At 46.3% G+C, this 21780-nt stretch carries 22 protein-coding genes and 2 tRNA genes; 15 read left to right on the top strand and 9 right to left on the bottom strand.

Features of this window, described 5'->3' with window-relative positions; genetic code table 11:
• Positions 1–5: 5 nt before the first annotated feature.
• The 5 genes from CBI31_RS08395 to soxA are packed head-to-tail and all read left to right on the top strand — an operon-like array spanning position 6 to position 4282.
• The gene (locus tag CBI31_RS08395) at positions 6–2222 is read left to right on the top strand and encodes a xanthine dehydrogenase family protein molybdopterin-binding subunit (RefSeq protein WP_088525963.1); all 2217 of its coding nucleotides are present in this window, start codon (positions 6–8) and stop codon (positions 2220–2222) included.
• 21 nt (positions 2223–2243) lie between these two features.
• Positions 2244–2684 (top strand): sulfur oxidation c-type cytochrome SoxX, encoded by a 441-nt coding sequence (gene soxX, locus CBI31_RS08390; RefSeq protein WP_088525962.1) that lies wholly within the window; start codon positions 2244–2246, stop codon positions 2682–2684.
• Between the two features lie 2 nt (positions 2685–2686).
• The gene (locus CBI31_RS08385) at positions 2687–3175 is read left to right on the top strand and encodes a SoxY-related AACIE arm protein (protein WP_088525961.1); all 489 of its coding nucleotides are present in this window, start codon (positions 2687–2689) and stop codon (positions 3173–3175) included.
• Positions 3172–3501 carry a thiosulfate oxidation carrier complex protein SoxZ gene (locus tag CBI31_RS08380; protein ID WP_088525960.1) on the top strand — a complete coding sequence of 110 codons (330 nt, stop codon included), beginning with the start codon at positions 3172–3174 and terminating at the stop codon, positions 3499–3501. The genes CBI31_RS08385 and CBI31_RS08380 overlap by 4 nt, the downstream gene beginning before the upstream one ends.
• Positions 3502–3508: 7 nt before the next feature.
• Entirely contained in the window at positions 3509–4282 is a 774-nt protein-coding gene (gene soxA, locus CBI31_RS08375; protein ID WP_240553866.1) for a sulfur oxidation c-type cytochrome SoxA, read from the top strand.
• 8 nt (positions 4283–4290) lie between these two features.
• On the opposite strand, the gene CBI31_RS08370 is transcribed toward soxA, so the two are convergent.
• The 3 genes from CBI31_RS08370 to CBI31_RS08360 form a co-directional block, all read right to left on the bottom strand.
• Positions 4291–4689, bottom strand: a complete 399-nt coding sequence (locus tag CBI31_RS08370; RefSeq protein ID WP_088525958.1) for a hypothetical protein — start codon at positions 4687–4689, stop codon at positions 4291–4293.
• Positions 4667–5080: a surface-adhesin E family protein gene (locus tag CBI31_RS08365; RefSeq protein WP_088525957.1), complete on the bottom strand. Its 414-nt coding sequence runs from the start codon at positions 5078–5080 to the stop codon at positions 4667–4669. The genes CBI31_RS08370 and CBI31_RS08365 overlap by 23 nt, the downstream gene beginning before the upstream one ends.
• Before the next feature lie 77 nt (positions 5081–5157).
• A complete protein-coding gene (locus CBI31_RS08360) occupies positions 5158–7617 on the bottom strand; it encodes a penicillin acylase family protein (RefSeq protein WP_088525956.1) in 2460 nt (819 codons plus the stop codon).
• A 134-nt stretch (positions 7618–7751) separates the two neighbouring features.
• On the opposite strand from CBI31_RS08360, the gene CBI31_RS08355 reads away from it, so the two are divergent.
• Positions 7752–7840, top strand: a tRNA-Leu gene (locus CBI31_RS08355).
• Between the two features lie 148 nt (positions 7841–7988).
• Entirely contained in the window at positions 7989–8333 is a 345-nt protein-coding gene (locus CBI31_RS08350) for a hypothetical protein (RefSeq protein ID WP_240553864.1), read from the top strand.
• A 3-nt stretch (positions 8334–8336) separates the two neighbouring features.
• Here CBI31_RS08350 and CBI31_RS08345 read toward each other — a convergent pair whose 3' ends face one another.
• Genes CBI31_RS08345 through CBI31_RS08325 form a run of 5 tightly spaced genes read right to left on the bottom strand, consistent with a single transcriptional unit; the run spans position 8337 to position 12479 of the window.
• A complete protein-coding gene (locus tag CBI31_RS08345) occupies positions 8337–8750 on the bottom strand; it encodes an ExbD/TolR family protein (protein ID WP_088525954.1) in 414 nt (137 codons plus the stop codon).
• A 2-nt stretch (positions 8751–8752) separates the two neighbouring features.
• Positions 8753–9445, bottom strand: coding sequence for a MotA/TolQ/ExbB proton channel family protein (locus tag CBI31_RS08340; protein WP_088525953.1), 693 nt, complete (start codon positions 9443–9445; stop codon positions 8753–8755).
• Between the two features lie 8 nt (positions 9446–9453).
• The gene (locus CBI31_RS08335) at positions 9454–10140 is read right to left on the bottom strand and encodes an energy transducer TonB (protein WP_088525952.1); all 687 of its coding nucleotides are present in this window, start codon (positions 10138–10140) and stop codon (positions 9454–9456) included.
• On the bottom strand, positions 10137–10943 hold the full coding sequence (murI, locus tag CBI31_RS08330; protein WP_088525951.1) for a glutamate racemase: 807 nt from the start codon (positions 10941–10943) through the stop codon (positions 10137–10139). Before murI ends, CBI31_RS08335 begins: the two co-directional genes overlap by 4 nt.
• 12 nt (positions 10944–10955) lie before the next feature.
• A complete protein-coding gene (locus CBI31_RS08325) occupies positions 10956–12479 on the bottom strand; it encodes a fumarate hydratase (protein WP_088525950.1) in 1524 nt (507 codons plus the stop codon).
• 165 nt (positions 12480–12644) lie between these two features.
• On the opposite strand from CBI31_RS08325, the gene acs reads away from it, so the two are divergent.
• The 5 genes from acs to CBI31_RS08300 all read left to right on the top strand — a co-directional run bounded on the left by acs (position 12645) and on the right by CBI31_RS08300 (position 15924).
• Positions 12645–14618: an acetate--CoA ligase gene (gene acs, locus CBI31_RS08320; RefSeq protein ID WP_088525949.1), complete on the top strand. Its 1974-nt coding sequence runs from the start codon at positions 12645–12647 to the stop codon at positions 14616–14618.
• A gap of 48 nt (positions 14619–14666) precedes the next feature.
• Positions 14667–14757 (top strand) — tRNA-Ser (locus tag CBI31_RS08315).
• Positions 14758–14853: 96 nt separating this feature from the next.
• A complete protein-coding gene (locus tag CBI31_RS08310) occupies positions 14854–15159 on the top strand; it encodes a YciI family protein (protein ID WP_088525948.1) in 306 nt (101 codons plus the stop codon).
• A 60-nt stretch (positions 15160–15219) separates the two neighbouring features.
• Positions 15220–15537, top strand: coding sequence for a toxin-antitoxin system TumE family protein (locus CBI31_RS08305; RefSeq protein ID WP_088525947.1), 318 nt, complete (start codon positions 15220–15222; stop codon positions 15535–15537).
• 36 nt (positions 15538–15573) lie between these two features.
• A complete protein-coding gene (locus CBI31_RS08300; RefSeq protein WP_088525946.1) occupies positions 15574–15924 on the top strand; it encodes an HVO_A0114 family putative DNA-binding protein in 351 nt (116 codons plus the stop codon).
• 1 nt (position 15925) lies between these two features.
• Here the strand turns inward: CBI31_RS08300 and CBI31_RS08295 are convergent, their stop codons facing one another.
• Positions 15926–16519 carry a 3-keto-disaccharide hydrolase gene (locus tag CBI31_RS08295; RefSeq protein WP_088525945.1) on the bottom strand — a complete coding sequence of 198 codons (594 nt, stop codon included), beginning with the start codon at positions 16517–16519 and terminating at the stop codon, positions 15926–15928.
• Positions 16520–16648: 129 nt separating this feature from the next.
• On the opposite strand from CBI31_RS08295, the gene CBI31_RS08290 reads away from it, so the two are divergent.
• The 3 genes from CBI31_RS08290 to fdhF all read left to right on the top strand — a co-directional run bounded on the left by CBI31_RS08290 (position 16649) and on the right by fdhF (position 21739).
• Positions 16649–16867 carry a hypothetical protein gene (locus CBI31_RS08290; protein WP_088525944.1) on the top strand — a complete coding sequence of 73 codons (219 nt, stop codon included), beginning with the start codon at positions 16649–16651 and terminating at the stop codon, positions 16865–16867.
• A gap of 173 nt (positions 16868–17040) precedes the next feature.
• Positions 17041–18843, top strand: a complete 1803-nt coding sequence (locus tag CBI31_RS08285; protein ID WP_206075477.1) for an NAD(P)H-dependent oxidoreductase subunit E — start codon at positions 17041–17043, stop codon at positions 18841–18843.
• Between the two features lies 1 nt (position 18844).
• Positions 18845–21739, top strand: coding sequence for a formate dehydrogenase subunit alpha (gene fdhF, locus CBI31_RS08280; RefSeq protein WP_088525943.1), 2895 nt, complete (start codon positions 18845–18847; stop codon positions 21737–21739).
• Positions 21740–21780 lie beyond the last annotated feature (41 nt).

Below are 21780 nucleotides of genomic sequence, written 5' to 3'. Positions count from 1 at the left end.
TACAGATGACTACAAATACAAATACTTCCCGTCGCCACTTTATTGTTGGCTCTAGCGCAATCGCTACTGGCCTTGCAATTGGCTTTGATTTCTCAATCATGTCTGAAGCAAATGCTGCGATGGGCACTGGCACTACAGCAATGGCACCCCTCGTATCACCTGAAATTGGTGTGTGGGTAGTGGTTAAGCCAAATGATGATGTAGTGGTGCGTATCGTTCGCTCAGAAATGGGTCAAGGCACAATTACTGGCTTGGCACAAATGGTTGCTGAAGAATTAGAGTGTGATTGGAAAAAAGTTTCCTATGACTATCCATCTCCTGCAGAAAACCTCAAGCGTAATAAAGTTTGGGGTAGTTACTCAACTGGTGGTAGCCGCGGTATTCGCACTTCGGAACAATATGTTCGTAAGGGTGGCGCAGCAGCGCGCATTATGTTGGTTCAGGCTGCAGCAAACCAATGGAATGTTCCTGCTTCTGAGTGTGTAGCAAAAAATAGCGTCATTACCCATACCCCGTCTGGTCGTAAAACTACTTTCGGCAAGGTATCGGTTGCCGCTTCCCAATTAGAGGTGCCAAAAGAAGTTCCACTCAAGGATCCAAAAGAGTGGCAGTTGATTGGTAAATCGGTCAACCGTATTGATGGTACGTCTGACAAGGTCACGGGTAAGCAAATTTATGCAATTGATCTAAAGCTACCGGGAATGCTCACGGCAACGATTAAAGAGGCCCCAGTCTTTGGTAGCAAGGTAAAGAGCTACGATGCCGCTAAAGCCCAAAGCATGAAGGGCGTGAAAAAGGTTGTTCAAGTGGGGGATGGAGCGATTGCAGTATTGGCTGACACTTTCTGGCAGGCAAAGACTGCATTAGATCAAGTCAATATTGTTTGGGAAAGTAGCCCTAATGAGAATGTATCAAGCGCCTCCATTAAGAAGATGCTTGAGGAGGGCTTGAATGCGAGCGATACATTTGTAGGTAATGCAAATGGTGATGTGAACGCTGCACTCGCTAGTGCATCTAAAAAGATTGAGGCTACTTACTTTTACCCGTTCTTAAATCACGCTACTTTAGAGCCACAAACGGCCACTGCTAAGTGGACGGCAGATTCTTGCGAGGCATGGGTACCTACCCAAGATGGTGAAGCTTCACTTGCTGCAGTGATTGCAGCCTCAGGTTTACCTGCAGACAAGTGTAATGTCTACAAAGTGAACCTTGGCGGTGGATTTGGTCGCCGTGGTGCGTTTCAGGACTACACCACTCAAGCGGTCAATATCGCTAAGCAAATGCCAGGTACTCCAGTCAAATTGATTTGGACGCGTGAAGAAGATATGACTCAGGGCCGTTACCATCCAGTCATGATGTGCAAGATGACAGCCGCCATTGATGATAAGAAAAATATCACTGGCTTAAACATGCGCCTATCAGGGCAGTCTATTTTGTCGGCAGTACGTCCCGCTGTTGTTGCTGCTAACAAAGGTAAGGACCCTGTTGTGTTTCAAGGATTGGATCCAACGGGAGAGCATGGCATTACTTATAGCTTCCCTAATCTGAATATTGATCATGCTATGCGCAATACCCATGTACCACCGGGTTTTTGGCGCGGCGTTAACGTGAATCAGAATGCGGTCTTCATTGAAACCTTTATGGATGAGATGGCTGAAGCAACGGGTATGGATGCAGTAGAGTTCCGCCGTAAGCATATGAAAGAATTCCCACGCGCAGTCGCAGTACTCAATGCTGTTGCAGATGGTATCGGCTGGAACAAGCCTGCAGCACCTGGCGTATTCCGTGGTGTGGCGCAAATGCGTTCTTTCGGTAGCTATGTAGCCGCTGCTTGTGAGATCTCTGTGAAAAATGGCAATGAAGTGAAGATTCATCGCATCGTAGCTGCTACAGACCCAGGCTATATTGTTAATCCAGCGCAAGTTGCACGTCAGGTATCTGGCTCATTTGTTTATGGCCTATCAGCTCTATTCGAAGAAGAGATCACTATCGAAAAAGGTGCGGTAGTTCAAAAGAACTTCGATACCTTTGGCTCCATTCGCCTATCTCAAATGCCTCCTGTTGAAACGATCGTCATTCAAGGCGGCGGTAAAGATTGGGGCGGTGTAGGTGAACCAACGATTGCAGTTGCAGCGCCAGCTGTACTCAATGCGTTTTATCGTGCAACCGGTAAGCGCTTGCGTACAGTGCCATTAAAAAATAGTGGCATCAAGCTGGTTTAAAGCTACTGTGATATTGCACCGATGAGAATGAGGTTTGCACTAGCAACATGCTTGCTAGGCTTCCTCACTCTCAGTTTTGCAAACGCTCAAACCATTGTAGGGGATTCGATTGCCGAATCTCTTTCTTCTACCGCCGGCGATATCACTCGAGGCAGAGCGATTGTTGCGAGTCGTCAAACAGGTTTATGTCTCTTGTGCCATAGCGGACCATTTCCGGAAGAGCGGTTTCAGGGAAACCTAGCACCTGAGCTCAGTATCAGTGTTGCTCGCCTCACTGCACCCCAGTTAAGGGCGCGGATTGTAGATGCTAGTCACTTTAATCCGAGCACCATCATGCCGGCCTATTACAAAACTGGACACCTGAATCGAGTTGCTTCAAAATTTGCAGGACAAACTATCTTAAATAACCAAGAGATTGAAGATGTTGTAGCCTTTCTCGTGAGTCTTAACCCCCAGAATTGAAAATGAAGAAACAGATTAATTTCCCTCTCAAAATGCATCGTCGTTATTGGCTCCAAAGATTCCAAAAGTTTGGCCTGTTCACTCTGGGCGCTTGGCTTAGCCCTTCATTCATTTTTGCTAAAAAAGAAGATGCAGATGAGGCCATTCAAAAAATTACTGGTAATGCAAAAATTCAGGATGGGCGCGTTACTTTGACCATTCCACCGTTGATTGAAAACGGTAATCTAGTAGTTTTAAAGGTAAGCGTTGAAAGTCCAATGACTGCTAATGATTATGTGAAGGCCATTCATGTGATTGCAGAAGGCAATCCATTGCCTAATATCTTTACTGCTTACTTAACGCCACGTTCGGGAACTGCCAATATCACTACCCGAGTGCGCTTGGCCGATAGTCAGCGTGTTTGGGGTATTGCGCAAATGAGTAATGGGAGCTTTTGGCAAGGCTCGGCAGAAACTTTGGTGACCTTATCTGCTTGCGCGGAGATGGTATGAGTAAAACATCGCGTACCCAAGTGACAGTGCCAGCTTCTGCCAAGAAGAATTCCATTATTGAGATCCGAGCGATTGTCCAGCATGATATGGAGTCAGGATTTCGTTATACCGAATCCGGAAAATTAATCCCAAGAGATATTATTCGTGTCTTTACGTGTAGCTATAACAATGTTGAAGTGTTCAAGGCCGACTTCTATCCTGGTATCGGCGCTAATCCACTAATTATTTTTACTACCATTGCAACGGAATCAGGAACCCTAGAGTTCAAGTGGCTTGGCGATGATGGCTATACAGCAGTTAATCAAGCCCGTATTACGGTTGTCTAGGAGCTCTGTGCGCGTAGCAAGATCTCTTTGTTTTACGGCTTTTTGCTGCTCCGTGTTATTAGCGGCACCAGCTTCTATAGCTGCCAACACCAAGCAATCTAGTTACGAGCTCATGTCTGCTGAAAATAAGGCGATGCAGGATGATCCGTCTCTTAACCCTGCAATGTTTTGGGTCGCAGAAGGCGAAAGCTTATGGCAAACCAAACTAGGCCCAAAAAATATGGCCTGTACTAGTTGTCATAGCGATGCCAAAAAATCAATGCGTGGTGTGGCAACCCAATTTCCGAAGATGGTCAAAGGTAAGCTGCAAACTCTGGAAGGGCAAATTAATCAATGTCGATCTACAGCACAAAATGCACCAGCACTTGCTTATGAGAGCAAAACCTTGTTGGCCTTAACTGCTTATGTTGCAGTTCAGTCAAAAGGAATGCCGATTACTGTCAAAGAAACGCCAACCAATCAAGCGGAATTAAAAAAAGGCCGTCAGTGGTTTAACGAAAGAATGGGGCAGCTTAATTTATCTTGTGCTCAATGTCATGATGATAGGTCGGGATTAAAGCTGGGTGGTAGTCTAATACCGCAAGGCCACCCCAATGCATACCCCATTTATCGCTTGGAATGGCAAACCTTGGGATCTTTACAGCGCCGCTTACGTAATTGTATGAGCGGGGTGAGGGCGCAGCAGTTTGAGTATGGTTCGCCTGAAATGGCTCAGCTAGAACTCTTCTTGATGTGGCGAGCCAGGGGCATGCCTTTAGAGGCTCCAGGGGTCAGGCCTTAGCCAGAGGGTTACTGCTTGACTACTTCCATACTTTGATCTGCAGGACCCAATAGGGGTGTGCTGTTATCAGTTACCTTCGGTACGGATATTTCCATGCAGATGGGCTGTCCTGAGAGCGGGTTAAAAAAACTACATTCTTTTTTGGTGGCTGCTGACGCTGCATGCTCTAAGGGAGATTTACCCGTGGCTGCAGTGGATGCAAGGCTTGCCGCTGTTGCTGGGCTTGAAACTGCAGCAGTAGCTACGGCACTTCCAGTTGTACTAGCGGCAGTTGTGCCAGAAGCGCCAACAGCTGCAAGTGGAGCAATACAACCCTGTAAACCTAGACTACAAAAGATGGGGATTAGGCAAACCCCAAAATTGAATTGAGACTGCGTATGCAGGCTATTTTCTTTGGCAGACAACATTAAATACTCCGGCTGTCCATGACTCATTAATGATCGGTTCAAACTTGCTATCAGGAGTATTGTTATCAGAAACTACTTTGCCAGTACCTTTGCTTCCAGAAAATTCTTTAAAGGCAATTGGGCGATAACTAATCTCAGGACAGCTATATTCATTAAGGCCAACAATAGAATTTACAGTCTCTTTATTACTTGGATTTTTTCCAGGTTTCTTCAAATCCAACATTGACATGACTTGTGTCTTCTCGCCACTAGTCCTCACGGTATCTAAATCAACATAAACAACCATCACCTCGTTAAAGCCTAACTCTTTCCATTCCGCATAGGCATTACCAATGCCAGACATCGATGCGGTAAAGATGGTAGCAGTAATTAAGTGAGTCAATTTTTTCATGGGTCAAAGTCCTAATGAGTGACTGATTTATTGCAATAAGACATTCTAAACGCCATAGCTAGCACTTCTAATAAGTCTTATTTGTTATTCAATTCTAGCTGCCGTTTACTGCTTTCGGGCTTCATTTGTAATGGGAGGTATTCACTCTTCGCCCATAGAGTGTTCATATTACGATAGAGCTTGCTTTGAACCCATCCTGATTGGCCGGTCTGATAGATAAAGAGTGATTTTTCTAAATCAGATAGGTCATAAACAGCTCGCATGCTGGGGCCCTGGACAGTCTCATACGGATTCTGAGATTTTAGAAACTCAGGCCTTCCAACATTGACAGTGTAGGCATCACCAGGGAAGGGCGTTGTAATATTAAAGAGACTTCCCAATACAGGAACTTTGCTGAGTGGACGATGTTCTGAAATGGCAATATGGGCTTTGCCCCATGACCAACTTTTTGGATCATTACCGTACTCTTTGCTTAAGTACTCCAGTGCCTTATCAAAGGCATTGTTGGATGACTCCAAACATGATTCCACGGGTTTTGTTTTGGGATCATCACACCAAAGGCTATCGGGGCTTTGTAATGCCAGCAACAAAGGCTGTCTAAAACTTCGTGAACCATAATTCTCAGTAAAGAGATAACTTAAGCGTGAGAATAGATTGCGAGTAAGCTGATCGGCCCAGGCGTTAAAAATGAGAGCGCCAGCACTATCGACTTTCATATCACCATCAAAGTTCTGAATGATTTCTTGTGCTTGAGAAGCTAGCTTATGACTTGGCTTACTGGATTTAAATAAACCTAATAGTGGCGTAGCCCCTAGCGATAGCGTATCTGCCTGCATCGTTTTCATGTAATCAAGATCATGGCTATTTCTAGATTTAATGAGCTCAGCGATGCGGTCGTAACGCGTTGGCAAATCCCAGTCAGCTGTTAATGGATTTGGATCATTGGTGGCAATAATTCTTTGATTGGCTGTAGCAAGCCATCCTTGTTCTGGGTTATTGCTAGCTGGTAATTGCTCAAAAGGAACATAGCCGTTCCAATCAAATTGTTTTTCCCACCCGAGGGCAGGGGCAACACCATATAAGCCCTGATGCAAGATGCGTTTAGGCGCAACACCTGCTGCCTGATAGATGATATTGCCTTCGGTATCTGCCATTACAACGTTTTGCATTGGGGCATAGTTTTTGCGAAGCGCTTGTTTAAATGAATCAAGATCTTTTGCACGATTCATTTCTAAAAGGCCTACGACGGATTGATTTTCAATATCCAATGCTGTCCAGCGCAGGGCTAAAGCAAATCGTTTGGTATCGATACTTCTTTTAGCGCGTGCATGGGAATCAGAGATCACGGGCCCGTGACGTGTTTCCTTCACTAAGAAGGTTAGAGAAGGAGCGCCTTTGATATCAATGATTTCTTGATGCACCTTAAAAGGTAAGAGTCCATCTGGACCGCGATACATACCCGGATTATTAAGGTCAATCTGCTCAATATATAAATCTTGAACATCAGGATTGGTATTGGTAAAGCTCCAGGCAAACTTATCCGTTCTTCCAAGGACAACCGCTGGTATGCCTGGTAGGGTGCTACCAATCACATTCATGCCGGGCGCATCGAGATGGGCAAAATACCAAATCGCTGGGGCCGATAATCCCAAATGAGGATCATTCGCTAGCAAGGGCTTCCCGCTAGCGGTGAGCTTGCCACTCAGGGCCCAGTTATTTGATCCAATACCCTCTTTACCGCCAGGAAGCCCGAAAGAGCCAAGCTCGGTAGAGGGAAGATTTTTCGATTTACCTTCAGCAGGTCCTGCCGCAGGATTAAAGATATTGAGATCTTTGTACATCTTAGCGAAATCGATATTACTTACAGGTGAGCCTGGTTCGAATGAAGGCAGGATTTCCCAGATTTGTTTAGTCGTGAGGAACTGGGATAGTTCAAGTCGTTGCAATTCTTTATCCCAGTTGCCGCCAAGATCGTATGCCATCATTAACATCCAGGCAACACTATCAGTAGGCGACCAATGTCCAGGCTTCGAACCTGTTAAGAAATACTCTACTGGTAGTGCCCAGCCTAGTTGGGCGTTGCCAGTATTCACGCCATCGGCATAAGCTTGGAGCAAACGTTTAGTGGCAACGGGGTAATGATCAAATTGACGCTCGGCGGCGCGCTTAACGCCGAGCGTGCGAATAAAGCGATCAATTTTGACAGTCTCGTTCCCTAAAATTTCAGAGAGGCGGCCACTAGCTAGGCGTCGATTCACCTCCATTTGCCAGGAGCGCTCGGTAGCATGCAGATAACCTAAGGCAAATATTGCATCGGTTTGTGAATTCGCTTTAATGTGCGGAATGTCAGACTCATCAAAGGTAATGATTACCGAGTCACCGATGCCTTTAATGACACGCTTGCCTGAAGGGGAGCTCTGGGCCGAATACAAATAGGCGATTGTAGTGATTAAGCAGATCGCCAAGACACTAGCAATAATCCAAAAAACCGGGCGCAAGAGCTTGCCAAGTCCGGTTAATTTGCTATCCAATTTCATGGCAACAGTTTAGTGGTTTTGGCTTGCACAAGCCACAAGTCAGCCTAGGGCTTGCTTCCTGAGGCTTTCTGGGCTTGCGTGCTAAAATTTGACTTGTCTTGATTTATTTAGCGCAGCAGTTTCTGTTTGTGCGAGCCCGAGTGGTGAAATCGGTAGACACAGCAGATTTAAAATCTGCCGACTCAAAAAAGTCGTGCCGGTTCGATTCCGGCCTCGGGCACCATCAATTCAGTCTTTTCCTCTTTCAGATCTTGAGAAAATTACATTTAATCTTCCTCACATTACTTTCTTGCACAGTTACTTCGGTGATGGGGCAGTCTGCTTTCTTTGGCTGCAAAAGATCTGAAAAGGATTATGTTGAAGAGTATTCAATGCAACTGACGCTTGCTTCTAAAACCCAGAAAGCAAAAGTCTATTTGGATGGCCGAGATTTGGATCAGTCTGATTCCTTTGGGGCACAAGTCGTTAAGAGTGTGACACTTGCCAAGCCGAATATTTTTATAGTGATAGAGGCGAATTTTGCACCCGAAGATATTATGGGTGTTGTATATCCCGCTGGCACAGTGTTAACCCACATTACCCTAGATCCGGCTACCGGCAAATTAAAGAAGGTTGAAAAAATACAGGGTGGTATCTTGGGTGCATCTTTAGGAAACGGAACTCACACAAGTGAAGAAACCTGTTTCCCAGCCAAGGCACCTTCAAAACCTAGGTAAGACTTAATCAGGTTCAGTTACAAAGCCCAACTTCGTCAAGCCAGCGCGACGAGATGCGGCCAATACTTGAGCGACATACTCATATTTCACAGATTTGTCAGCACGCAAGTTTATTTCTGGTTGCGGCTCTTTTTGAGCAGCTTTCTGCGCATATCCATCAAAGGTTTTTAAGTCAATAGCAGTGCTATTCCAAAAGATTTGACCTTTACCATCAATCGTTAGTTGCACAGATTCTGGCTTTACCTCATTACGTACGCTATTGGCTTTGGGAAGTTCGATCTTGACTGCTTGCTGGATGACAGGGAGGGTGATGATGAAAATAATTAATAAGACCAACATCACGTCAACCATCGGCGTCATATTGATCTCAGACATGATGCTGTCATCACTTCGATCATCTTGGATATTAAAAGACATATTTATTCTCCAGATTTAACGCGGGCACCAGTAGCAAAATAGGCCAGAAGGTCATTTCCAAAGCGATTAAGATCGGCAACCATTAATTTGTTAGCGCGATTAATGGTGTTGAAGGCTAATACCGCCGGAATCGCCACTGCTAATCCAAGGGCAGTCATGATGAGGGCCTCACCAATCGGGCCTGCAACCTGATCTAGCTGCGCGCTGCCAGAGCTGCTAATTGCAATGAGGGCGTGATAAATGCCCCATACCGTCCCAAATAAGCCGATAAATGGTGAGATCGCACCAGTCGATCCAAGAAAGGTAAGCCCTTTCTGAAAGCCTGCAGCAATACCATCAATACTGTTCTTTAAGCTTCTAGCCATCCACTCGGAGTAATTGAGTGTTTGTAATAGCTCACGATGATCATGTGCTTGATTTTGATGATGTGCAGAAGCGGTAGCTGCAGATTTGGCAAGATGATAGAAGGGGTTTAGGCCTTGATTGCTAAATGACTGCAGACCTTGCTCATACGATGTCGCTCTCCAGAATTGATCTAACTCAGGCTTCAGTTTGCGAATGTTGCGCAATTCCCAAAAGCGAGTTAGCAAAATGACCCAAGTAATGATTGAGCAGACGAGAAGTGCAATAGCCACAAAGCGGGTAACGAAATCGCCCTCAAGCCAAAGATTTGCTATGCCAAATGGTGTATTCATAATGATGTTTACTTAAGATTAAATTTAATTAAGAGATTGGTGGAAATTCTTTGTGGTGAACCATTCACCAAATAAGGCTTAAAGCGATAACGTCTCCCGATTTCAGTTGCTGAACGATCAAGCCTTGGGAAGGAGCTTGATTGCAAAAGGACAACATCTTCTACATTACCATTTTGATCAATAATCAAACGCACTATCACCGTACCTTGTTCGCCAGATCGCTTTGAGAACGACGTATAGTAAGCATCTGCATCAGGTTGATAGAGCACCTCCAGTTTACCAATGTCAGTTTGAATCGGTGTGCCACTCGTGCCCCCACTGGTTGAGGGGGCAACAGCAGCGCTTTGAGGCTGGGAGTCGCTCTTGGACTCTGCTTGCTTTTGGGTAGCTGTCGATTGTTTGGGCTCCGCTTGCTCAGGTTTTAGAGTTAGCTTTTCTTCTATCTTTTTCTTGGGTTCTTCTTTTGGCTTTGGCGGTGGCGCTTTAGCTGCGGCTGGAGCCTCTTGGCTTTTAGCTGGTGAAGGACTTACTAAATTTGCCATGACCCGATCGTCATCCATCTTGGGTGGACGAGCGCTGAGATGGATGAACTCTAAAGCCGGCAAAGCATGTAATACCAAAACAATCGCAATAATGATGCGTTCTGATTTGGTAAATGGCAGACGGGAGCTCAACCTTTGTAAGAGGGTGCTCATGACACATCACCCAACAACACAGTACTAGTGAAATGAAGATTCAAATCACTTGATAGTAGATCTTTAGCCATCGTTAGCAGTGATGCCTCATTCTTGCTGCTGATGAAGGCAACAGATCCACGTTCTTCAGAGTCAGGATTTAGACCTAAGCTTTCGAGTTGACGCCCAAGCTGTCTTACAACGGCATCACTAGTATCAATCAAGGTGATGGTGTCACCCAATAGCTTGCGAATGGGTTTTCTTAAAAAAGGGTAGTGCGTACAGCCCAGCACTAAGGTATCTGAGCCTGCATCTAAGATGGGCTCAAGATGCTTGCCTAATAAATCGAGCGTTTCTTCGCTATTTGCTTTGCCAGCTTCAATCAGAGGTACTAGACCTGCGCCAGATTGTTTAATGAAACGACAGTTACTAGGAAGAGTTGCTAATAGGGCATTAAATTTATCGCTGTTCAGAGTGGCTTCAGTAGCTAAGACGCCCACGATGCCATTTTGAGATTGCATGGCTGCTGGTTTGATTCCTGGCTCAACTCCAATGATTGGAATGCTCAGCTCAGCACGAATCTGTTTGATTGCTTCGGCTGTCGCAGTATTGCAAGCGATCACAATGGCATCACAGCCCTTACTTGCTAAGTATTTACAGAGGATCAGGCTGCGGGCTGCAATCCACTCACTAGATTTTTCTCCATAGGGTGCATTGGCTGAGTCCGCAAGATAAATATAGTCATGCTGGGGAAGCTGGCGCAAAGCCTCATCCAATATGGATAAGCCTCCTACCCCAGAATCAAAAACCCCAATGAGTGCCAATGCAGTGCTAGCTTAGATAATCTTGACCGGAATGCCGGCAATTTTTACTTGCCATTCTTTTGGGCCAGTCTCGTGCATTGAGATGCCTTCAGAGTTCACGGCAACGGTCACCGGCATGTCTTTGACATCGAATTCATAAATGGCTTCCATGCCTAAGTCGGCAAAGCCAACTACTTTGGCAGACTGAATGGCTTTTGATACCAAGTAAGCAGCACCACCTACGGCCATTAGATAAGCAGATCGATGCTTCTTGATCGCTGCGATTGCTTCTGGACCACGCTCAGCTTTACCAATCATCGAAATTAAACCTGTCTTGGCGAGCATCATCTCGGTGAACTTATCCATGCGAGTAGAGGTCGTAGGGCCTGCGGGGCCTACTGCTTCGTCACGCACAGGATCAACAGGGCCAACGTAATAAATGATGCGGTTCTTAAAGCTCACTGGCAATTCTTCGCCCTTAGCTAGCATATCTTGGATGCGTTTATGAGCGGCATCACGACCAGTCAAAATCTTGCCATTCAATAACAGGGTATCACCTGGTTTCCAGCTTGCTACCTCTTCAGGGGTCAGCGTATCAACATTGACATGCTTCGATTTTTTAGTATCAGCAGTCCATGTGACGTCTGGCCAATCAGACAATGAAGGTTTTTCTAACTTAGCAGGACCATCGCCATGCAAGTGGAAATGAATGTGACGGGTAGCCGCACAGTTCGGAATCATTGCCACTGGCAGAGATGCAGCATGCGTTGGGTATTCCATGATCTTGATATCGAGGACAGTTGCCAAGCCACCGAGGCCTTGCGCACCAATACCCAATTTGTTTACTTTGTCATAGATCTCAAGACGCAGCTCCTCAGCACGAGTCTTCGCGCCACGGGCAATGAGTTCTTGAATATCGACTGGGCCCATCAAAGATTCTTTTGCCATCAACATGGCCTTCTCAGGAGTGCCACCAATACCAATACCCAGAATGCCAGGAGGGCACCAGCCAGCTCCCATGGTTGGAACGGTTTTCACTACCCAATCCACAATCGAGTCAGAAGGATTGAGCATCACCATCTTGGCTTTGTTTTCTGAGCCACCACCTTTGGCGGCGCAAATCACTTCAACATCATCACCCGGAACAATTTCATAGTGGATGACAGCAGGGGTGTTATCACCCGTATTTTTACGCTTGCCAGCTGGATCAGCTAAGACCGAAGCGCGAAGCATATTTTCTGGGTTGAGGTAGGCGCGACGCACACCTTCATTGACCATATCAGAAACACTCATCGTGGCATCAGGCCACTGAACATTCATACCAATTTTGAGGAAGACAACGGCAATACCAGTGTCTTGGCACATCGGGCGGTGGCCTTCAGCGCACATCCGGCTATTGGTCAATATTTGCGCCAAGGCATCTTTAGCAGCTGCACCTTGTTCAAGTTCGTAAGCCCTGCCCATGGCGCTAATGAAGTCCTTGGGGTGGTAGTAAGAAATGAACTGAAAGGCATCTGCAACGCTTTGAATGAGGTCGTTTTGTTTGATATTTGTCATGGTTTTCTGCTTAATTTTTCAGGTTTGCGCTATTTTAAGGGTTTGCCATAGAGCAAATCCTGGGTGTTTTCACTTATCTTGGAGTGTCGTGAGTGTCTAATGCCACCATTTTGCGACATTTTGGCAAAAATAGACGACTGATTATTTGATTGAGGGCTGTGAAGTATGGAACCATTAAAGCAAGAAAACCGCGTTTTTCACCCACCTGCAGATTTTATGAAGGGTGCTGCAGTTCCTGGCATGGATGCCTATAACAAGCTTTGCGCAGAGGCGAATGCTGATTATGACGGTTTTTGGAGTCGTCTTGCCAAGGAGAATATTCACTGGAAGCAACCTTTTTCAAAAGTATTAGATGAATCCAAAGCGCCTTTCTATAAATGGTTTGAAGATGGCACAACTAATGCCTCTTATAACTGTTTGGATCGCCAAGTCGCAAATGGTTTAGGTGACAAAAAAGCGATTATTTTTGAAGCTGATGATGGCACAGTGACCAACGTTAGCTACAAAGAGCTGCTCGAGCGCGTTTGCAAAATGGCAAACGCCTTACGCAAAATGGGCATCAAGTCTGGTGACCGCGTCATTATTTATATGTCAATGTCGATTGAAGGCATTGTGGCGATGCAGGCTTGTGCCCGTATTGGTGCAATTCACTCGGTCGTGTTTGGCGGATTTTCTGCCAAGTCATTGCAAGAACGTATCGTTGACGTAGGCGCATGCGCAGTGATTACTGCTGATGAACAATTACGCGGCGGTAAAGCTTTGCCACTCAAAGTGATTGTGGATGAGGCTCTTGCATTAGGTGGATGCGAAAAAATTAAAAACGTGATCGTCTACAAACGTACCGGTGGCAATATTCCGATGGTTGCGGGCCGTGACTCCTGGATGCATGAAGTAACTGCCAATGAGGCAACTACTTGTGAGCCAGAGTGGGTCAGTGCAGAGCATCCACTATTTATTCTTTACACATCTGGCTCAACTGGTAAGCCAAAGGGCGTACAACACTCCACTGGTGGTTATCTCTTGTGGGCAATTTTGACAATGAAGTGGACTTTCGATATCAAGCCAGACGACGTGTTCTGGTGTACGGCAGATATTGGTTGGGTAACAGGCCATTCTTACATTACCTATGGCCCACTTGCAGTTGGCGCCACTGAGATTGTGTTTGAAGGTGTGCCGACTTATCCCAATGCTGGCCGTTTCTGGCAGATGATCCAAAAACACAACGCAACCATTTTCTACACAGCACCAACAGCGATTCGCTCTTTGATTAAAGCGTCAAGCAATGATGAGGCTGTGCATCCGAAGAGTTACAACTTATCTTCCTTGCGTCTCTTAGGCTCTGTAGGTGAGCCAATTAATCCAGAGGCATGGATGTGGTACTACGAAAATGTGGGCGGTTCACGTTGCCCTATCGCCGACACCTTCTGGCAAACCGAAACTGGTGGCCACATGATTTCACCATTACCAGGTGCAACGCCAATGATTCCGGGTTCATGCACCTTGCCATTGCCAGGCATTCAGGCGGCAATCGTGGATGAGGCGGGCGCCGATGTACCCAATGGTCAGGGCGGCATCTTGGTTGTGAAGCGTCCGTGGCCTTCTATGATTCGAAATATTTGGGGTGATCCGGACCGTTTTGTGAAGTCGTACTTCCCAGAAGAATTGGGTGGGACTTTATATCTGGCGGGTGACGGTGCAATCCGTAACAAGGACACTGGCTACTTCACGATTACTGGTCGTATCGATGACGTCTTGAACGTTTCAGGTCACCGCATGGGAACCATGGAAATCGAATCTTGCTTGGTGGCTAATCCATTGGTTGCTGAGGCAGCGGTAGTTGGTCGTCCAGACGAGCTCACTGGTGAGGCAATTTGTGTGTTTGTCGTGCTGAAGGGTGGTCGCCCAACTGGAGACGCTGCTAAAAAGATTGCGACTGAACTGCGCAACTGGGTTGGTAAAGAAATTGGCCCCATTGCGAAGCCAAAAGACGTGCGCTTTGGTGATAACTTACCAAAGACCCGTTCAGGCAAAATCATGCGCCGCCTCTTGCGGGTGATCGCTAAAGGCGAGGAAATTACGCAAGATACCTCTACCCTTGAGAATCCAGCGATTTTGGAGCAACTCAAAGAGGCTCTTTAAGCGCTTCTGACTAAAACCCTTTCGGGAAACGTATAATCATTCCTTTCCGGAAGGGTGGATGAGCGGTTTAAGTCACACGCCTGGAAAGCGTGCGTAGGTTAATAGCCTACCGCGGGTTCGAATCCCGCCCCTTCCGCCAAGTAGCATCGAAACCATCTTCGGATGGTTTCTTTATTTCTACTTCCCGTAAGATGCTAGTTAGAAATTCATTAAACAAAATCAACATGGAGACACTATGATTTTTGCAATCTTATTAATGGATCGACCAGGCACCGCACAATTACGAGTAGAGGTAAGACCGGAGCACCGCGCCTATCTTGCTCAGCAGGCGGAGCGGATGGCTTTTGCTGGGCCGCTCACCTCAGAGGATGGTAAAACCGTTGTAGGCAGCTTATTAGGAATGGATTTTCCAAGTAGGGCAGATGTCGATACTTGGTTGAAGGATGAGCCATTTACCAAAGCAGGTGTTTATGAAAAACCGATCATCCATGTCTTTAATAATATGTGGGAGCAAAAGGTTGGATTTCCGCCGGCGAAGTAAAGCCATCGTTTAAGTAGGGATGTTACTTTTGGTATATCATCAGGTGATATATTAGAAGGAATGCGAAAACGTGGGATTGCGACTCTTTTAGATCTTCATCAAGAAGTCATAGATCAGGATGATGGTTACTGGGTGAAGATTGAAGCCTGGGAAGTACAAGCGAGTGATGCAGTGCCACATGGGGTGCGGTATTCATTAACTTTGCACAACCCAAAGGGTTTAAGAATTCTGGGTTATGACAATGCTCATTCTGTGAAGATGAGATCGGGTTACTCTGGAAGAAGGCTGGCATACGATCACAAGCATCGAAGTGCCACTGACCCAGGGATTCGATATGAGTTCAGAGACGCACACCAACTATTGTGTGATTTTTTTTGAAGACGTTGACAGGACCTTAACAGCGGAAAAAGAAATATGAAAATAATCAAAATAGGGATTGCATCACAAAAAGATATTAGGGCGCGCATACTCGCCATTGCTAAAGGCGATCTAAAGCCGAAAGCAGGCGATCCAAAAATATGGTTTACCTCGATGCGCTCTTTGGCGCAGGTCTTGAGTGATGAAAATAGAGCTTTGTTACATGTTATACGTGCATCTAAGCCAGTATCGATTTCTGAGTTAGCAGAACTTACCGGCAGAAAACAGGGGAACTTATCTCGAACATTAAAAACAATGTCGAATTATGGTTTAGTCAAAATGCTACAGGAGGCTAAGGCCTTAAGGCCTGTAGCCTGTGGCGATCGTTACGAAATAACACTTCACTAATTTAAATCGGCTTAATCTCTAACTTCCTAAACTTAATAGTGCCGCCAGCAGATTGCAAAGCGATTGGCCCATCTGCAAACTTACTATCTTTCACATCAACGGTTACTGCGCCGTTCATAGATACTTTTAGCCCAGAGCCGTTAGCAACGATTTCCATCGTATTCCAACGACCGCCGGCTTTATGGATAGGATTTACTTTAGCCACATCCACAATTGCTCCAGTAGAATATTCTTGGCCAGGGCGCGTATCCCAAATATTGACCTCATATGAAGTTGCTGCGGCAATCTTAGTAGAGTCTTGGCAACGAAGAAAGATTCCACTATTGGTGTTGGACTCTGCCCAAAACTCTGCGCGAATAATAAAATTTTTATAACTTTTCGTGCTGACTAAAAATCCATTCGGTTTATTTCCTTCGATGATTCCGTTGCCGATTACCCAATTTGCATTGCCAACAATGTTCCAGCCTTCTAAGCTGACCCCATCAATCAGGTTGGTATAGCCACTAGACGATTGGGCATTTACAGTGTTGATGGAAAGTAGGGCGCTGGCAAAAGAAAAGACAATTGCTGCAATCCGTTGCTGGGTCGATTTCATGAAGTTCTCCCGATTGAATATTGTGATTTTTAATGCTGCCTCCAATGATTATTGTTGCTGAGTTTGCCAAAACATGACAAGTCAATACTTTCCCTTAACCCCCATTCAATAATCCAGTAGACTTCAGGTATGAATTTAAGAAAACTACCCATTCTCCTTGCGGCCACCATGATTGCAATGCTCTCAGGCTGCGGCTCGATTGAATCTGCGGCCCAAGACGACTGCACTTCTATTGGCTGGGTGATTGGTAGCAAGGGCTATCAAGACTGCTTCAAAGCCCGGGTATATGAGCGTAAGCTCGATTACTCTAATCCTCCAGGCGATAAGCCATCCCCATCCCTTTTATAGACTAGGGTAAACCCTTAATTAATTCCCTTGAGCGCCGTCAAGGACTTAAGGGGTGAAATAACCCAAAATCGAGCGATTATTTGAATATCTAGTACGGTAAGTTCAATCTTGCCCAGCTTTGGGATGCTCAGACGCTTAAATGCAATGCCAGTAAAAATTAGAGATTACACACTATGAATCACCCAAAGCCTTCCGATGCAGTTAAAGCCGTTGCGGTTGCTACTGCAGATGATTTAAGGGAGACCATTCGACGCAAGAGTAAACTCAAGGGCCGTCAAGCGGATGATGCTTCATTAGCAGAAGTGCGACAACTGATTGGAGATGCTGTTCATCGTCGTGATTTGTTGATTGAAAATCTCCATCAGCTCAATGATGAGTATCGCGCTTTGCATGATCGTCATTTAGTTGCACTGGCAAAAGAAATGAATTTGCCGATGGCTGAAGTATATGAAGTAGCCACTTTCTATCACCACTTTGAAGTAGTGCGCGGCAACGATCCTGTAGCCGATATCACTGTGCGCGTATGCGATGGGATTGCCTGTGAATTGGCTGGTGCACAAAACCTACTAGCAAAGCTCCCGGAAATTTTAGGCAATCCTAAAGTGAAAGTGATTGCAGCTCCTTGTGTTGGGCGTTGCGAGCAAGCGCCTGTAGTGGTAGTACATCAGTATCCAGTGCTGTTTGCAACGACAGATAAAGTGCAAGCCGCAGTAAAGAATAATTTAATAACACAGCCGATGGCTAAAGATGATGCTGTCTTTGATCCAGCATCATTAGCAGAGCAGGGCATCTCCCACCAAGGCGAAAATCAAGCAGTGTCTCCTGGCTATGTTGGCTACGAGGCTTATCGCGCGCAAGGTGGCTACGCTCTTGCCAAAGAAATTATCGATGGCAAGCGTGATGCGGAAAGCGTCATTAAGGCAATGGAAAGTTCTGGCTTACGCGGTCTTGGTGGCGCAGGTTTCCCAGCAGGGCGCAAGTGGCGTATTGTGAAAGATCAAGTAGCGCCAAAACTGATGGCCGTCAATATTGACGAAGGAGAGCCAGGAACTTTTAAAGACCGTACGTATTTAGAGCGCGATCCTCACCGTTTCTTAGAAGGCTTATTGGTTGCTGCAAACGTAGTTGGTATCGATGCTTGCTATATCTATTTGCGTGATGAATATCACGGCTGCCGTGAACTCCTCGAAGCAGAATTAGCTAAGCTTAAAGCAAATCCCCCATTTACATTACCGACGATTGAATTACGCCGTGGTGCAGGCGCCTACATCTGCGGTGAAGAGTCTGCCATGATTGAAAGTATCGAAGGCAAGCGCGGTGAGCCACGGATGCGGCCACCTTACATTGCTCAAGTGGGTTTATTTGGACGCCCAACACTAGAACATAACTTTGAAACCTTGTATTGGGTGCGCGATATTGTGCAGCGTGGCCCTGAGTGGTTTAGCTCTTTTGGTAGGCATGATCGCAAAGGTTTGCGTAGTTTTAGCGTTAGTGGCCGTGTCAAAAAGCCAGGCGTAAAGTTGGCTCCAGCGGGGATCACGATTCAAGAGCTCATTGATGAGTACTGTGGCGGCATGCAAGATGGCTACAAGTTCTACGGTTATTTACCAGGCGGAGCATCAGGCGGTATTTTGCCTGCCACCATGAATGACATCCCATTAGACTTTGATACTTTGCAGCCCTATGGTTGCTTTATCGGTTCTGCAGCAGTGATGGTATTTAGTGATAAAGATAAAGCGCGTGATATGGCGCTCAATGTAATGCACTTCTTTGAGCATGAGAGCTGTGGTCAATGTACGCCATGCCGTGTTGGCACTGGTAAGGCGGCAACATTAATGCAAGCCAAATCATGGGACCAAGCTACTTTAGAAGACCTAGCAACCGTGATGGTCGATGCATCTATCTGTGGCCTCGGTCAGGCAGCACCTAATCCGATTCGTTGTATTGCGAAATATTTCCCGAACGAAGTAGCCTAATATGAACGCACCAACCAATCCAAAAGAACTCGAATTACCAACCGTAGAGTTCAAGCTAGACGGCAAGACCATAGTTTCCTATGAAGGCGAAACCATTCTCAAGGCCGCCAAACGTCACGGTATTGATATTCCGTATTTGTGCTTCAAAGATGGCTATCGCCCTGATGGCAATTGCCGTGCTTGCGTAGTTGAAATTAATGGTGAACGCACCTTAGCCCCGAGCTGTTGTAGAAGTGCTACCCCAGGAATGGAGATCAAGGCCAATAGCGAGCGCGCTGTTAGGAGTCAGAAACTCGTACTAGAGATGCTCCTCTCCGATATGCCCGATGTAGGCTTTAAGTGGGTAGGGGATAGCAAAGCAGAAGAACTACAGAATCAACATGGTGAGCTCAGTACTTGGGCTACTCGCATGGACGTCACAGTGCGCCCAGAGTTAAAAGCCTTGCGTCGCGAGAAAGTTGCGCACGACATATCCCATCCGGCGATGGCTGTAAATCTAGATGCTTGCATTCAGTGCAACCGTTGTGTCCGTGCTTGTCGTGAAGAGCAAGTCAATGATGTGATCGGCTACGCCATGCGCGGCTCTCATAGCGAAATCGTCTTTGATCTCAATGACCCAATGGGTGATAGCACTTGCGTTGCTTGTGGCGAGTGTGTGCAAGCTTGCCCAACCGGCGCATTAATGCCTAAAGGTTTAATCGGTTCGCAAATGGTTGATCGCAAAGTGGATTCTGTTTGCCCATTCTGCGGCGTCGGCTGCCAAATTACTTACAACGTCAAAGATGAAAAGATTGTGAGTGTAGAGGGTCGCGATGGCCCAGCAAACCATAATCGCCTTTGCGTTAAAGGTCGCTTTGGTATGGATTACATTCATAACCCACAGCGTCTTACTAAGCCATTAATTCGTAAGGCGGGCGTCCCAAAAGACGAGACTGCCACTCAGAACCCTCAGGATTGGTCTAGCATCTTCCGTGAGGCAAGCTGGGAAGAAGCATTGGAAGTTGCTGGTGGTGGCCTGAAGAAGCTGAAAGACAAACACGGTTTAAAAGTATTGGCTGGCTTTGGTTCTGCTAAGGGTAGTAACGAAGAGGCTTATTTATTTCAAAAGCTAGTACGTACTGGGTTTGGTAGCAATAACGTCGACCATTGCACGCGCCTTTGCCACGCCTCTTCTGTAGCTGCATTACTTGAAGGCGTTGGTTCTGGTGCCGTAAGTAATCAAGTGAATGATGTTGAGCACTCGAGCATGATTTTCTTGATTGGCTCAAATCCGACTGCCAACCACCCCGTAGCAGCAACGTGGTTTAAGAATGCCGCTAAACGTGGCGCCAAAATTGTCTTGTGTGATCCACGCAGTACTGAGATCAGTAAGCATGCTTGGCGTACGATGCAGTTCAAACCCGATACTGATGTGGCAATGCTTAATGCGATGATCTATACGATCATTGAAGAAGGCTTGGCTGATCAAGAGTTCATTCAAAATCGTGCCAATAATTTTGAAGCTTTAAAAGAAAATATCAAGGGCTATAGCCCTGAAGCTATGGCGCCGATCTGTGGTATCCCAGCAGAAACTTTGCGTGAAGTAGCAAGAGAGTTTGCGACTACAAAATCGGCAATGATCCTGTGGGGCATGGGTGTGAGCCAACACGTTCATGGTACGGATAATGCGCGTTGCTTAATTGCGCTGGTGAGCATTACTGGTCAAATTGGTAAACCCGGTTCTGGTTTGCATCCATTACGCGGTCAAAACAATGTGCAAGGCGCCAGTGATGCTGGATTAATACCGATGATGTTCCCGAACTACCAACGTGTAGACAATCCAGAGGCGCATGCATGGTTTGAAAAATTCTGGGGTATGCCATTAGATAAAAAGCCTGGCTATACCGTAGTCGAGATCATGCATAAGATCACAGCCCCAGATAGTGATCCCGATAAGATTCGTGGCATGTATGTCGAAGGTGAAAATCCTGCAATGAGTGACCCCGATTTAAATCATGCACGTCACGCATTGGCATCCTTAGAGCATCTCGTAGTACAAGATATCTTCATGACAGAGACCGCTTTACTGGCGGACGTTGTTTTGCCAGCAAGTGCTTGGCCAGAGAAGGTGGGTACAGCAAGCAATACCGATCGTATGGTGCAGATGGGTAAAAAAGCAATTGATCCTCCTGGCGATGCCAAGCCGGATCTTTGGATTATTCAAGAGATTGCAAAACGGATGGGCCTGAATTGGAATTACCAGGGCCCTGATGCCGGCGTAGCTGCAGTCTATGACGAAATGCGTCAAGCGATGCACGGGGCTATAAACGGTATTACTTGGGAGCGCCTGGAAAAAGAATCTAGCGTTACTTATCCTTGCCTTTCTGCTGAAGACCCAGGTCGCCCCATCGTATTTGATGACTCCTTTGCAACTCCTGATGGCAAGGTCAAGCTAGTACCAGCAGATATCATTCCTGCAAATGAGCGTCCAGATACCGAGTACCCATTTGTGCTGATTACAGGACGTCAGTTAGAGCATTGGCATACCGGTAGTATGACAAGACGCGCTACTGTGCTTGATGCGATTGAGCCTATGGCTACTGTCTCGATGCATGGCGAAGATATGACTCAGCTAGGTGTTACTGCTGGTGATGTGATTACTGTGCAATCTCGTCGTGGTGAAGTCGGTATTCATGTGCGTAGAGATGATGGCACTCCAAGAGGTGTAGTGTTTATTCCGTTTGCTTACTATGAAGCTGCAGCAAACTTGATCACCAATTCTGCTTTAGATCCATTTGGCAAGATTCCAGAATTTAAGTATTGCGCAGTCAAGCTGGCGAAGGGTGGGCAGGTAGCTAAGGTGATGGGTTATGGCACCAATAATACTAAGCTCAATCAGGCGGCAATCACCACCTAAGCATTTGCTTTAACATGCGCTAAAACCCAAAAAGGCTTCAC

Source organism: Polynucleobacter campilacus (genome assembly GCF_002206625.1).
Lineage (GTDB): Bacteria > Pseudomonadota > Gammaproteobacteria > Burkholderiales > Burkholderiaceae > Polynucleobacter > Polynucleobacter campilacus.
This window is presented reverse-complemented; position numbering and strand designations above follow the sequence as displayed.